This window comes from Cupriavidus alkaliphilus (genome assembly GCF_014191175.1).
GTDB lineage: Bacteria > Pseudomonadota > Gammaproteobacteria > Burkholderiales > Burkholderiaceae > Cupriavidus > Cupriavidus alkaliphilus.
On sequence record NZ_JACHWE010000001.1, the window covers coordinates 117111 to 129983 of the forward strand.

The window sequence follows — 12873 nt, forward strand, 5'->3', positions numbered from 1 at the left end:
CTCTCTCTGTGCGTCAGGAAAAGGGATCAGCCGGCGACTGTGCCACAGCTTGGCCGGCGGCGAAACCTCGCGTCTCGCCGCCGGCGCCGGTGGTGGCCGGCATGAAGGAGCGGGGCGGCTTCACGCGTGCTGGTGGCGATATTCCTGCGTTCGCCCGCCGTAGCCATAGGCCGCGGCACGGGCGTCGATCACGTGGACATAAGAGACCGGATGCAGGTTGCCCAGCAGGCCGGACATGGTCTCGAACACGGCCGCGATGAACTGCGCCTTCTCCGCCTTGGTGTTGGTTTCATCGGTCACGCTGATATCCAGGTGAAAGGCGTTGCGGCCCTGCCCGGACAGCGGCGCGTCGGCGATGATCCAGTGGTCGTGCGGGATGTACTGGACCGTGACGGCAATCACGTCGCGCTGCTTGCCAAGCACGCGCTCGGTCAGGTCGGCGATGGCCTTGGCGCTGCGGCGGGTGAGGTCGGCATCGGGGTGGCCGGACAAGTGCAGGACGATGTGGGGCATGGCGGAGCTCCTTGGGTTTGGCGGGTTGGTGTAGCCATGGTAGGGCGTGGTGTAGTATCGGAAAAGCGGGAATAACCGATGCCTTCCATCGGTTATGCCGAAATCACTCCAACCCTGCCCGGAGGCTTGCCATGCGTGGACTCGACACCGACCAGTTGCGCACCTTCGTGACGGTTGCCGACAGCGGCAGCCTGTCGGCCGCGGCGCCCCGGCTGTTCCTGTCGCAGTCGTCGGTCAGCGAGCAGCTGCGCAAGCTGGAAGAGCGCGCCGGCGTGCCGCTGCTGACGCGCGGCCGCCACGGCGCGCAGCCGACGCCGGCCGGACAGCGGCTGCTGGCGCACGCGCGGCGCATCCTGGACCTGAACGAACTGGCCTTGCAGGAGTTGCGCGGCCACGCGCTGGAAGGCGAGCTGCGGCTGGCGGTGACCGACTATTTCCGCCCCGGCGAGATCGCCGGCATGCTGCGGCGCCTGCGCGAGCGCTATCCGTACCTGCGCCTGCACGTGACGGTGATGAAGAGCGCGGCGATCGATGCCGCCGCGGCGCGCGACGCCTTCGATATCGGCCTCAGCATGCGGCTGCCAGGCACGCGCGGAACCGCGGCGCGTGGCACGGTGCTGCGACGCGAGCCGCTCGCCTGGGTGGCGGCGCCGGCCGAGGCCGAGAGCCTGCCGGCGACCCTGCCGCTGGTGCTGCTGCCCGATACCTGCTCGCTGCACCAGTACGTGGTGCAGCGGCTCATGCGCAAGCGCGTGCCGTTCGAGATCGCGCATTCGGCGTCCGGCGTGGCGGGGCTGCACCTGGCGCTGGCGGCGGGACTGGGCCTGTCGTGCCTGAACGCGTCGGCGATCGGGCCCGGCGTGGCGCCGCTGGACGCCGCCACCATCGCGCGGCTGGGGCTGCCGCGCTTGCCCGAGGCGGAGTTCTTCCTGCTGCCGGGGCGGCGCGGGGAATCGGCATTCATTGCCGAGGCGCGCGATGCGCTCGCCGCGCAATTGGCCTAGACGACTTACCTGAGGTCAGAAAGTCACAAATGGGAGCATGCCGGCCAACCTGGTTGTGTTGAAAGCAACATATCTTGATTGGGAATAGGAATAATTCGCAATCTCGTTGACCATGACAATCCCGTAATCGATAATTCGCCCGCTTTTTCAAATTATTACAGTCGATTACAGGCCAATGAGAATAAAACTTCACCCGATTTGTGCCGCGGTGGCGGGGAGCTTCGTATTTCAACCGATGCTGGTGTGGGCGCAGTCCGCACCGGCGACCCCGGCGCAGTTGCCGGAGGTCACCGTCAAGGCGGACGTCAGCCGTGAACTGGGCGCGGGCTACAACCCGCCCAATGCGGTCAGCGCCACCAAGACCGAAGCGCCGCTGCGCGACGTCCCGCAAACCGTCAACGTGGTCACCGCCGACGTCATGCGCGACCAGCACGCCACCTCGATGCAGGACGCGCTGAAGAACGTGCCGGGCGTGTCGTTCTCGCACGGCGACGGCCAGCGCGACCAGGTCTCGATCCGCGGCTTCACCGCCATCGCCGACCAGTTCGTCGACGGCATCCGCGACGATGCGCTGTACTTCCGCGACATGTCCAACGTCGACCGCGTCGAGGTCATCAAGGGACCGGCAGCGGTGCTGTACGGGCGTGGCTCGTCGGGCGGCCTGATCAACCGCGTGACCAAGAAGCCCGGCATCGATGTCACCGACTTCGCGCTCAGCTACGGCATGTGGGCCGACCGCCGCGCCGAAGCCGACGTGGGCCGCGTGTTCGCCGACGGCGCCGCGGCGTTCCGCGTGACCGGCGCGGTGCAGAAGGCTAACAGCTACCGCTCGCAGCAGTTCCTGGACCGTGCGGCGATCGCGCCGTCGCTGGAGCTGCGGGTCGCGCCCGAGACCACCGTGCTGTTCCAGGCCGACTACCTGGAGGACCGCCGGGTGACTGACTTCGGCATCCCGGCGTACCGCGGGCGGCCGGTGGACGTGCCGGCGTCGCGCTACTACGGTGCGGCCAACGCGCGCGATGCGGACTACTCGCAGTCGCGTGTGTTCTCCGGCACTGCCACGATCAACCATCGCTTCAATGAGAACTGGTCGATCCGCAATGCGACGCGGTATTACCACTACTCGCTGGACCGCAACAACACGCTGACCTCGGCGGTCAACGAAGCGGCGCGCACCCTGACCATGAACCACGGCAATGTCCGCCGTGAGGAACATGGCTGGTTCAACCAGACCGACCTGATCCAGAAGGCGACGATTTTCGGCACCAAGCACGAGATCCTGTACGGCATGGAGATCGGCCAGCAGAACAAGGACCAGATCAACAACACCAAGCCGGTGCCGGGCACCTTCGACCTGTTCAACCCGGTGCTGCCGGTGCTGCCGCGCCCGGCGCCGGGCAACCCGACCACCTCGAACCTGGGCGTCTTCGACACGCTGGCGTTCTACACCCAGGACATGATCACCTTCAGCGAGCAGTGGAAGGCGCTGGTCGGGGTGCGCTACGACAACTTCCAGCAGGAAACCAAAAACCGCATCGCCGGCCAGCGCGACCTGTCGCGCAGCGACTCCGCCTGGAGCCCGCGTGCCGGCCTGGTGTGGCAGCCGAGCAAGACCCAGTCGTACTACGTGTCGTGGAGCAAGTCGTTCCAGCCGTCGGGCGAGGCCTTTGCGCTGGCCGCGAACAACGCCGACCTGGCCCCGGAGACCACCAACAATACCGAGGTGGGCGCCAAGTACGACTGGCTGAACGGCAAGGCCAGCACGACGATCTCGCTGTTCCGACTGGAGCGCTCCAACATCAAGGTGAGCTCGCCTAACAACGTGCTGATCCCGATTGGCGAGCAGCGCACCGACGGCGTCGAAATCTCCGGCGCGGCCGAGCTCGGCAGCGGCTGGCGCATGCTGGCCGGCTACGCCTACCTGGACGCCACCGTCACCAAGTCCAGCGCCGCGCTGCAGGGCAAGCGCGCCACCATCACGCCGCGCCACTCCGGCAACCTCTGGGTGACCAAGGACCTGGGCCACGGCTTCGGCGTCGGCCTCGGCGCCAACCTGGTGGGTGCGCGCTATGCCGATCCGCAGAACACCGTCACGCTGCCCGGCTACGTCACCGCCGACGCGATGGCCTGGTACCGCCGCGGCGCCTTCGAGGCCCAGCTCAACGTGTACAACCTGTTCGACAAGGGCTACATCGTCTCGGCGCATGGCACCAACGCCAACCTGAACATGCCTGGCGCTCCGCGCAGCGTCATGGCCACCCTGCGCTACCGCATGTAAAGCGCAGCATCGGGGACAAAAAAACCGGGCGGTTCATCACCGCCCGGTTTTTTTTCGCCTGCTGTTTCCGCTTCAGCCGGACATGCAACGGCATGCCCCGGAGAAACCCTGAGTGCGCCAGCGATCAGTGCTCGCGCTCCCAGGTCTGGGTGCGCCCGATCAGGCTGATGCCGATGAAGCCGCGCACGTTGAGCTTGTTGCCATCCTCGGCGAGCGACATCTTGCTCTTGTAGACCTTGCCGTTCTCCGGGTCGAGGATCTCGCCGCCGCTCCACTCGTTGTCGCCGGTCTTGCGCAGGCCGGACAGGATGGTCATGCCGATCAGCGGCTGGTCCTTGCGTGCGTCGGTGCACTTGTCGCACACCCTCGGCTTGCCGTCGCTGTCGACGAAGCTCTTGAGCAGGCGTCCGCTGTAGACGCCGTTCTTCTCGGTGATCTCCACCAGCCCGCGCGGCTTGCCGGTGTTGTCGTCGATGGTCTTCCACGTGCCGCTGGGCGTGGCCTGCGCCAGCGCCGCGGCGCTGCCGAGCAGGGTGGCGGCAAGCACCGCGGCGCGCATGGTGCAGGCAATGAGGGAAGGGCTGCGCATGATGTCTCCTTTGAGGTCCGTAGCCACGCCAATCTACTGGCGCTGCCGCCGCGCCGCAATCCGTCGCGGACCGGCGCGCGCCGCTGCGCGGCGCTTGCCTGCTGCCCGCCAGGCCGCATGCAGCGGGCGTTTGCGGGTTTTTGTGGCGCAGCAAAACGCGCCTGCGCACGGCCGCTGAAGCAATCCTCTAAGCGGACGTACGACGCACCGGGCGGCACCTCGCCGCGTCCTTCGCGACGGCGCGAACGCATCCGCAAAGCATCGCGCGCGCGCTCCGGATCGCGCGGCACGACGCGACCTCATCGCAGCGACTGCCGGAGTGTTGCCGCGACGCTTCGCTGTCGTCCGGCTTGGCTCGATCGCAACGCTTCGACGTCGCCGCGACGTCCTTGCGATGCCTTCGCGATGCCCTTTCGATGTTGCGTCGATGCAAACCGTTGCGTGCGCGCATCACTCTCGCGCGCGCTCGGCGATGGTGTCGCGCCGCGACCGACCCCGGTGTCGTCGAGCATCGAGCTCGGCGTCGCGCGTGCGTGCCGGGTCGAGTGTGTAAAGCATGCAGGGCGCGCGCCGGTGATCGCGTCGCGCGCGTGTCGGAGCGTGGCGCCGCACAGCTCGACGCGCGCCGCTCGCGCGTTGGTGCATCGCCCGCAAAGCCTTTGTCCATGCGGCTTTTCGGAAAGTGCGAGGACACGCGGCAGAGCTTTTCGCTGTCGTCGCGCGCATGCCGCGCGGCTTGTCATCGCTACGCGCGACGGTGTGTAAAAGCTGCGGCGCGCGCAGTCAGCGAAGGGGCATCGCGCAGCGTGCGCGAGCGCGCGTGGTGGGTCTCGACACGGGCATGCGCGCGACGCGTTTTGATGTCGTCGGCAACGTCTTCGTGACGACGCGCGTGAGAACTAGTTGGAGCGATCCATGCAGGCAAGTTTTTTTGCACTTTTTTCTTAACATCATCGTGCAAACGAATTATGATTCGCCTTGACAAGAGTCTCACTTCATTGCAGCGAAGCAGGAAGCAAGATGGAACCGAAAAGCGCGATGCGCGCTTCGATGCAATGACGAAGGTAGTAGCTGAGGAGCACGAGAACTTTGACGCAGACCAGGCCCGACCGGCTTCTTAAAACGCGTGCAGTCTCCCTTGGTCCATTAACGGGTTGGATCCGCTACCACCGAATGAATGCCGCCTGCCGTGCGCGAGGCCAAGCCCGCACCGCAGGCCTGCTGTCCGATATCTCCTCAATTCTGGCCGCGCGCCGGCTCAACGGGCGGTGCGGGCTGATCGAATATTCCAGGGCGCGGCATGTGCCCGAGACCCGCTTGCGGGCTCGCGCCGGCCGCCAAGTCACCGCCATGGGCGGTGCCCCTGCAACCGAATTCATTAGCGTGCAGCAGTGGTCGGGCCGCACGCCGATGAATCGCTCGCTCGACTGGGGCCGCGCTGCTGTGGCGCGCCTCGGGTCGGTCGGGTCGCCAACTTAGGTCATTCGATATTCACTCTCTAGTGAAGGAGTTATCCATGGCAACTGCTGCAAAGAAAAAGCCGGCGGCTAAGAAGGCCGCCAAGCCGGCCGCCAAGAAGGCTGCTGTGAAGAAGGTCGCCGCCAAGAAGGCTGCACCGGCCGCCAAGAAGGCAGCCGCCAAGAAGGCACCGGCCAAGAAGGCCGCGGTGAAGAAGGTCGCCGCCAAGAAGGCCGCACCGGCCAAGAAGGCAGCCGCCAAGAAGGCAGCACCGGCCAAGAAGGCCGCAGTGAAGAAGGTCGCCGCCAAGAAGGCCGCACCGGCCAAGAAGGCTGCTGCCAAGAAGGCACCGGCCAAGAAGGCCGCGGTGAAGAAGGTCGCTGCCAAGAAGGCCGCACCGGCCAAGAAGGCTGCTGCCAAGAAGGCGCCCGCCAAGAAGGCCGCTGCCAAGAAGGCTGCACCGGCCAAGAAGGCTGCTGCCAAGAAGCCGGCCGCCAAGAAGGCTGCTGCCAAGAAGCCGGCTGCCAAGAAGGCTGCCGCCAAGCCTGCCGCGGCCCCTGCCGTTGCTCCCGCTTCGGCTGCCAAGACCGCGCTGAACCCGGCTGCTGCCTGGCCGTTCCCGACGGGCAACCGTCCGTAAGCTGCGCCACCACGGCGTGGATCCTACCCGTTCCGCAAGGAACCTCAACGGCACGCACGTCGTGCCTGCATGACCGGATACCGCGTATCCGGTCCGCAAGACACCTGGTCTTGCCGACCCGCCGATGGCAACCGCCCGGCGGGTTTTTTCATGGGCGCGCCAGCGCCGCGCCAGGGCATGGAAAGGCCGCCAGAGCGGCCAAAGAAAAAGCGCCGCACCCTTGCGGGTACGGCGCCCGGGGAGCGCCTTTGGCGAAGGCCTGCGTGGCCGTCAGTGCGTGACGCGTGTCACGCCGCCGGAAGACAGCAGCCGCACCCGTTCGCCGGGACGGAAGGCTTCGTCGGCCTCCTGCGTGATCGCGCGCATCTCGCCGTTGTCCAGGCGCACGGTGATCTCCAGCGCGCGGCGCTGATTGATCTTGTTCTCCGCCGCGCTGCCGGCGATGCCGCCCAGCACCGCGCCGAGGATGCCGGCAGCCACCGCGCCGTTGCCGCCGCCGATGGTGCTGCCGGCCGCGATGCCGCCGATGGCGCCGCCGGCCAGCGTGCCGGCGCCGCTCTGGCTGCCCTGGATGGTGACCTCGCGGATGCCTTCGACCACGCCGTAACGCACGGTCTGCTCGCGCTGCGCCTGGCCGGTGCTGTAGACGCTGTTGGAATTGGATTGCGTGGCGCAGCCGGCCGCCAGCGTGGCAACCAGGGTAGCACCAAGGACGGCAAGCGCGCCGCCGCGTAGCTTGTTGTTCATGTCAGTTCCCGAAAAATTCGCCACGCGCCGGCCGCAGCTTAGGCGTAGCGGTACCCGAATGCAGACTGGAACCGGTTGCCGATTTCCTCGCGCGACAACCAGTGGTTCTGCGGACCCTGCTGCGCGATCTTGACCGACCCCATCAGCGATGCGAGACGGCCTGTCGTTTCCCAGTCTAATCCGTTTTCGATGCCGAAGAGCAGGCCGCCGCGGAAGGCGTCGCCACAGCCGGTCGGATCGACGATGCGCTCGGCCGCGACGGCCGGGATCGCGTACTGGCGGCCATCGGCAAAGATGCTGGCGCCGCGTTCACCGTGCGTGACGATGAAGGCACGAACCTTGGCGGCAACCTCGGCGCTGGTCCAGGCGGTGCGCGACAGCAGGACCTGCGCCTCGTAGTCATTGACTGTCACGTAACTGGCGAGTTCAACGAACTCCCGCAGGTCGTCGCCGTTGAACAGCGGCATGGCCTGGCCCAGGTCGAAGATGAACGGCACGCCGGCATCGGCGAACTGGCGCGCGTGGTGCAGCATCCCTTCGCGGCTGTCGGGCGCGACGATGCCCAGGCGCGGCGCCTTGTCGCCGCCCAGCGCGTCCTTGACGTGGTTCAGCTGCGACTGGCTCATTGCGCCAGGGTGGAAGGCGGTGATCTGGTTGTTGTCCAGGTCGGTGGTGATCATGGCCTGGGCGGTGAAGGTCTCCGGCAGCACGCGGATGTGGCCGGTGGGGATCTCCAGCTTGCGCAGGTATTCCAGGTAGGGCTCGGCGTCGATGCCGACGGTGGCCATCACCACCGGATCGCCGCCCAGCATCTTCAGCGTGTAGGCGATGTTGCCGGCGCAGCCGCCGAACTCGCGGCGCATGCCGGGCACCAGGAACGAGACGTTCAGCATGTGGATCTGGTCCGGCAGGATGTGTTCGCGGAAGCGTCCGTCGAACGTCATGATGGTGTCGTAGGCGACGGAGCCGCAGATCAGGCTGGCCATGCTCTCTCCAGGTGTCGGGGTTGGGTTCGGGTGGATCGGCGCCCATTGCGGGCAGAAGCTGTAACGCACAAAACAGAAGCGGCCGCCCCGTGGTCGCGGGCGGCCGCTGACATCGCAGGCGCGCCGCCTGTTACTTCAGCGCGGCCAGGGCGGCGTCGTAGTCGGGCTCGGTCTTGATCTCGGGCACCAGCTGGCTGTACTTGACGGTGTCGTTCTCGTCGAGCACCACCACCGCGCGGGCGGTCACGCCGGCGAGCGGGCCGGTCTTGATGTCGACGCCGTAGTTGCCCTTGAACTCGGCGCCGCGCATGGTCGACAGCGTCACCACGTTGGCCAGGCCTTCGGCGGTGCAGAAGCGGCCCATGGCGAACGGCAGGTCGGCGGAGATGGTCAGCACCACGGTGTTGGCCAGGCCGCTGGCAGCTTCGTTGAACTTGCGCGCGGACGCCTGGCACACCGGCGTATCCAGGCTCGGGACGATGTTCAGCACCTTGCGCTTGCCGGCGAAGTCGGCCAGCGTGACGTCCTTCAGGTCCTTGCCGACCAGCGAGAAGGCCGGGGCCTTGTCGCCGGCTTGCGGGAACTTGCCTGCTACTTCGATGGCGTTGCCGCCGAGGGTGACGTTGCTCATGTCTACTCCTTGATGTCTGATGGATTTCCGGTTGCGGTCCGGAGCGGGGGCAAGGCTCGCTGCCAGACTCGGATTCGGTCAGGCGGCGGGCCAGGAATTCAGGGGTAAAAAATCAGCACGCGATAGTTGGCTGGCGCCTGCTGCGTCCGGAATCGTACCCGAACCGGCAGCTCCATGCCCGCGCGCAGCCCTTGCGCGGCAAAGGCCTGCTGCGACGGCTCCAGGTATTCGGCGGGTTGCAACACCCGGCGCAGCAGCAACTGGTCCTGCAGGTCGGTCATCACCAGCTCGATCGCCGGCAGCGCGGTGCTGGCCCGGCCCAGGTTGCGCAGCGTGACGGCGAGCAGGTAGGTGTCGCCGCCTTCATCCTGGCGCTGCAGTTGCGAGGTCTCGATGCGCAGCGCATCGATGTCGCGCCACGGCGGCACCGTGCAGCCCAGCGGCGCGCATGCCGCCTCGAGTGCCGGGCGCAGCATCGGAAAGTGCCCGGCGAGCTGGCTGCGTCCCAGGTACGCAAGCTGCAACAGCGCGGCGATGGCGAGCACCACGGCTGCCACGCGCCACGCACCGCGGGGCACGGCAATGGGCCGGCGCGGCTGGCGTTCACGTTCGCGCTCGCGCGCGTGCCGCAGGAAGTCAGGGGCGAACACCGGGCCGGCAGGTGCTTCGGCGCGGACCCAGCGCCGCGTCGCCTGCTCGCGCGCGACGGCGCCGCCGGTGACGCTGGCAAGGGTGTCGGGGCCGGCGGAGCGCGCTTCGTCCTGCTCGCCGACGACGGACAAGGCGTTCGGCGGCGTGGCGGCCGCAGCCTGGTCAGCCGGGCGCCCCGTGTGATCCGGCCACGGCGCCGAGTCGGATGCCTGATCGGCCGATGCCGCACGCAGGAATTCGCTCGCGCTGGGGATGGCGCCGGGGGTCGGCGCCGCGGGTTTTTCGGCCGGGCTATCGAGCGCGCCGTGATCGAGCGCCGGCCAGGCGGTTGCCGGCGCGGGCGGTTGTGCCGCCGGTGCCGGTGCCGGGGTCGGAGCTGGGGCCACTTCGGCGACCGGGCTTGCCGCCTGCCGCTGCGCATCGCGCGCATCGCGGTCGGCGAGGGCTGCGTTGGCTTCGCGCAGCGCGCGCTCGATCTCGGCTTCGTCCATGCCGGCCTGCGGCGGCACGGCCATGTCCTCGGGCGACGACATCAGCATGGTCGGCGCATCCAGCGCAGGCACGTCGTAGCCGGGATCGATGGTCGGGGTGAAAGCGGGCGTCGGGGCGGGCGTCGGCGCGGGTGCCGCTGGCGACGATGCGAGCGGCGCGGGGGTGTCAGCGGCAGCGGGGGCAGGCGCGGCAGACGCTGCCGGCTTCTGTGCCGGGGCCGGGGCGCTGCCCGCGGTGGTGCCCGCCGGCAGCGGAATCTCGATCAGGTGCTCGCGCGCGTCGAACACCGTTTCGCACTGGCCGCAGCGCACCAGCCCCTGGCGCAGGCGCAGCTGGTCGGCGACCAGCCGGAAGGCGGTGCGGCAGGCCGGGCAGCGCGTGACTAGCTTGACGGCGGCCATCGGGCGGAATCAGGGGCGGGTGCCGTGCAGGCAGACCCAGCCTTCCTCGCTGCGCCACACCGTCAGCGGCAGCCAGGCCGCGTAGGCCGCGGCGACTTCGTCGGCCTGGCGCTCGAGCACGCCGGAAAGCACCAGCCGCCCGCCGGCGCGCACGCGCGCGCTCAGCATGGCCGCCATCAGCTTGAGCGGGTTGGACAGGATGTTGGCGACCACCAGGTCATAGCTGGCGTCGGACACCGATTCCGGCAGCGCGAACGACGCCTCGACGCGGTTGCGCTCGGCGTTGTAGCGCGACGCTTCCACCGCGTTGGGATCGATGTCGATGCCGACCGTGTCGCCCGCGCCCAGCTTGCGCGCGACGATCGCCAGGATGCCGGAGCCGCAGCCGTAGTCGAGCACGGTTTCGCCCGGCTTCAGGTTCTGCTCCAGCCACTGCATGCACAGCCGCGTGGTGGGGTGGCTGCCGGTGCCGAAGGCCAGGCCCGGGTCGAGCTCCAGCACCACGGCGTCGGGCTCGGGCGCGTCGTGCCACGACGGCACCACCCAGATGCGCTCGCCCACGCGGATCGGCTCGAACTGCGACTGCGTCAGCCGCACCCAGTCCTGGTCCTCGACCGCGCGCAGCTGGTACGCCGGCACCGGGTCGATGCCGAGCTGGTTGGCGGCAGCGGCCACCACCACGGCGGGATCGGCGTCGTCGCCGAACAGCGCGACCACGCGCGAGCGGTTCCACGCGAGTTGCTTCGGTTCCAGCCCGGGCTCGCCAAACAGCGGCTGCTCATCGGGCGTGTCGGCGTCGGCGTCTTCCACCGAGACCGACAGCGCGCCGAGGTCGAACAGGGCGTCAGACCAGGCCTCGGCCTGGTCCTGCGCCACTTCGATCACACATTCCTGAAATGCCACGGGCTTCCTTCTGTTGCTGCGGGTTGCTCAGACCGGTGCTCAGGCCTTCGCGCGTTCTGCCAGGCGATGCTCGAGATAATGAATGCTGGTGCCGCCTTCGACGAAGTTGGCGTCCATCATCAGCTCGCGGTGCAGCGGCACGTTGGTCTGGATGCCGTCCACCACCATTTCCGACAGCGCGATGCGCATGCGGGCGATGGCCTGCTCGCGCGTGGCGCCGTAGGTGATGATCTTGCCGATCATCGAATCGTAGTTGGGCGGGACGAAGTAACCATCATACGCGTGCGAGTCCACGCGCACACCGGGGCCGCCCGGCATGTGCCATGCGGTAATGCGCCCCGGCGACGGGGTGAACTTGAACGGATCTTCGGCGTTGACGCGGCATTCGATGGCGTGGCCGCGGAACTGCACGTCCTTCTGGCGGAAGCGCAGCTTCTCGCCGAAGGCGATGCGGATCTGCTCCTGCACGATGTCGATGCCGGTGATCATCTCGGTGACCGGGTGCTCCACCTGCACGCGCGTGTTCATCTCGATGAAGTAGAACTCGTTGTTTTCGTACAGGAACTCGAAGGTGCCGGCGCCGCGGTAGCCCATCTTCTTGCAGGCCTCGGCGCAACGGTCGCCGATGCGCTCGATCAGGCGGCGCGGGATATGCGGCGCGGGGGCTTCCTCGATCACCTTCTGGTGGCGGCGCTGCATCGAGCAGTCGCGCTCGCCCAGCCAGATGGCCTGCTTGTGCTGGTCGGCGAGGATCTGGATTTCCACATGGCGCGGGTTCTCGAGGAACTTCTCCATGTAGACCTCGGGATTGCCGAAGGCGCGGCCGGCTTCTTCGCGCGTCATGTTGACGGCGTTGATCAGCGCGGCTTCGGTATGCACCACGCGCATGCCGCGGCCACCGCCGCCGCCGGCGGCCTTGATGATCACCGGGTAGCCGACGCGGCGCGCGGTCGCCAGGATTTCCTTGGGATCGTCGGGCAGGGCGCCGTCGGAGCCGGGCACGCACGGCACGCCGGCCTTGATCATGGCCTGCTTGGCCGAGACCTTGTCACCCATCAGGCGAATGCTGTCGGCGGTCGGGCCGATGAAGACGAAGCCGGACTTTTCCACGCGCTCGGCAAAGTCCGAGTTCTCGGACAGGAAGCCGTAGCCGGGGTGGATGGCCTGCGCGTCGGTCACCTCGGCGGCCGAGATGATGGCGGGCATGTTCAGGTACGACAGTGGCGACGGGGCCGGGCCGATGCAGACGGCTTCGTCTGCCAGGCGCACGTACTTGGCCTCCTTGTCGGCCTCGGAGTACACCACGACCGTCTTGATGCCCAGCTCGCGGCAGGCGCGCTGGATGCGAAGAGCGATTTCGCCGCGGTTCGCGATCAGAATTTTTTCAAACATGGTCTCTCTCTGCGAGAACAGTAGCGGTCCCGCTGCGTGGCGCCATGGCGCGCCGGGCGCGCTCCGTGATGGCCTGTGGCCACCCGGGCCGCGATACTGCGGGAATTGCATGGAACTGCACGGAACGGGCCGCGAAGCCCACAACGTCCCTGGCGCCGGAAGCGCCGTGGCATGCCGCGTGGGACGGG

At 67.9% G+C, this 12873-nt stretch carries 11 protein-coding genes; 3 read left to right on the forward strand and 8 right to left on the reverse strand.

From position 1 onward, the window contains the following. Positions 1 to 120: 120 nt before the first annotated feature. A complete protein-coding gene (locus tag FHX60_RS00560) occupies positions 121 to 513 on the reverse strand; it encodes a tautomerase family protein (protein WP_092306343.1) in 393 nt (130 codons plus the stop codon). 131 nt (positions 514 to 644) lie between these two features. Between FHX60_RS00560 and FHX60_RS00565 the strand changes: the two genes are divergently transcribed. Continuing rightward, positions 645 to 1517, forward strand: a complete 873-nt coding sequence (locus FHX60_RS00565; protein WP_183282264.1) for a LysR family transcriptional regulator — start codon at positions 645 to 647, stop codon at positions 1515 to 1517. 175 nt (positions 1518 to 1692) lie between these two features. Continuing rightward, positions 1693 to 3795 carry a TonB-dependent receptor gene (locus FHX60_RS00570; protein ID WP_183282265.1) on the forward strand — a complete coding sequence of 701 codons (2103 nt, stop codon included), beginning with the start codon at positions 1693 to 1695 and terminating at the stop codon, positions 3793 to 3795. A gap of 124 nt (positions 3796 to 3919) precedes the next feature. On the opposite strand, the gene FHX60_RS00575 is transcribed toward FHX60_RS00570, so the two are convergent. Then, positions 3920 to 4384, reverse strand: a complete 465-nt coding sequence (locus FHX60_RS00575; RefSeq protein ID WP_092306348.1) for a DUF2147 domain-containing protein — start codon at positions 4382 to 4384, stop codon at positions 3920 to 3922. Between the two features lie 1516 nt (positions 4385 to 5900). On the opposite strand from FHX60_RS00575, the gene FHX60_RS00580 reads away from it, so the two are divergent. After that, positions 5901 to 6482: a histone H1-like DNA-binding protein gene (locus FHX60_RS00580; protein WP_062801739.1), complete on the forward strand. Its 582-nt coding sequence runs from the start codon at positions 5901 to 5903 to the stop codon at positions 6480 to 6482. Positions 6483 to 6752: 270 nt separating this feature from the next. Here the strand turns inward: FHX60_RS00580 and FHX60_RS00585 are convergent, their stop codons facing one another. The 6 genes from FHX60_RS00585 to accC all read right to left on the reverse strand — a co-directional run bounded on the left by FHX60_RS00585 (position 6753) and on the right by accC (position 12685). Then, positions 6753 to 7229 (reverse strand): outer membrane lipoprotein, encoded by a 477-nt coding sequence (locus FHX60_RS00585; RefSeq protein ID WP_062801738.1) that lies wholly within the window; start codon positions 7227 to 7229, stop codon positions 6753 to 6755. Between the two features lie 38 nt (positions 7230 to 7267). Beyond that, positions 7268 to 8215, reverse strand: a complete 948-nt coding sequence (locus tag FHX60_RS00590) for a carbohydrate kinase family protein (protein ID WP_183282266.1) — start codon at positions 8213 to 8215, stop codon at positions 7268 to 7270. 130 nt (positions 8216 to 8345) lie between these two features. Further along, positions 8346 to 8846, reverse strand: coding sequence for a thiol peroxidase (gene tpx / locus FHX60_RS00595; protein ID WP_092306354.1), 501 nt, complete (start codon positions 8844 to 8846; stop codon positions 8346 to 8348). 98 nt (positions 8847 to 8944) lie between these two features. Next, complete coding sequence (locus tag FHX60_RS00600) at positions 8945 to 10390, reverse strand: DUF3426 domain-containing protein (RefSeq protein WP_183282267.1); 1446 nt, start codon at positions 10388 to 10390, stop codon at positions 8945 to 8947. 9 nt (positions 10391 to 10399) lie between these two features. Beyond that, positions 10400 to 11293, reverse strand: coding sequence for a 50S ribosomal protein L11 methyltransferase (gene prmA, locus FHX60_RS00605; RefSeq protein ID WP_183282268.1), 894 nt, complete (start codon positions 11291 to 11293; stop codon positions 10400 to 10402). A 39-nt stretch (positions 11294 to 11332) separates the two neighbouring features. Continuing rightward, positions 11333 to 12685, reverse strand: coding sequence for an acetyl-CoA carboxylase biotin carboxylase subunit (gene accC, locus FHX60_RS00610; RefSeq protein WP_112776811.1), 1353 nt, complete (start codon positions 12683 to 12685; stop codon positions 11333 to 11335). Positions 12686 to 12873 lie beyond the last annotated feature (188 nt).

Bases quoted from the DNA above. Each gene is read 5' to 3' on its own strand.
- FHX60_RS00560 (WP_092306343.1), bottom strand. From the start codon at position 513: ATGCCCCACATCGTCCTGCACTTGTCCGGCCACCCCGATGCCGACCTC.
- FHX60_RS00565 (WP_183282264.1), top strand. From the start codon at position 645: ATGCGTGGACTCGACACCGACCAGTTGCGCACCTTCGTGACGGTTGCC.
- FHX60_RS00570 (WP_183282265.1), top strand. From the start codon at position 1,693: ATGAGAATAAAACTTCACCCGATTTGTGCCGCGGTGGCGGGGAGCTTC.
- FHX60_RS00575 (WP_092306348.1), bottom strand. From the start codon at position 4,384: ATGCGCAGCCCTTCCCTCATTGCCTGCACCATGCGCGCCGCGGTGCTT.
- FHX60_RS00580 (WP_062801739.1), top strand. From the start codon at position 5,901: ATGGCAACTGCTGCAAAGAAAAAGCCGGCGGCTAAGAAGGCCGCCAAG.
- FHX60_RS00585 (WP_062801738.1), bottom strand. From the start codon at position 7,229: ATGAACAACAAGCTACGCGGCGGCGCGCTTGCCGTCCTTGGTGCTACC.
- FHX60_RS00590 (WP_183282266.1), bottom strand. From the start codon at position 8,215: ATGGCCAGCCTGATCTGCGGCTCCGTCGCCTACGACACCATCATGACG.
- tpx (WP_092306354.1), bottom strand. From the start codon at position 8,846: ATGAGCAACGTCACCCTCGGCGGCAACGCCATCGAAGTAGCAGGCAAG.
- FHX60_RS00600 (WP_183282267.1), bottom strand. From the start codon at position 10,390: ATGGCCGCCGTCAAGCTAGTCACGCGCTGCCCGGCCTGCCGCACCGCC.
- accC (WP_112776811.1), bottom strand. From the start codon at position 12,685: ATGTTTGAAAAAATTCTGATCGCGAACCGCGGCGAAATCGCTCTTCGC.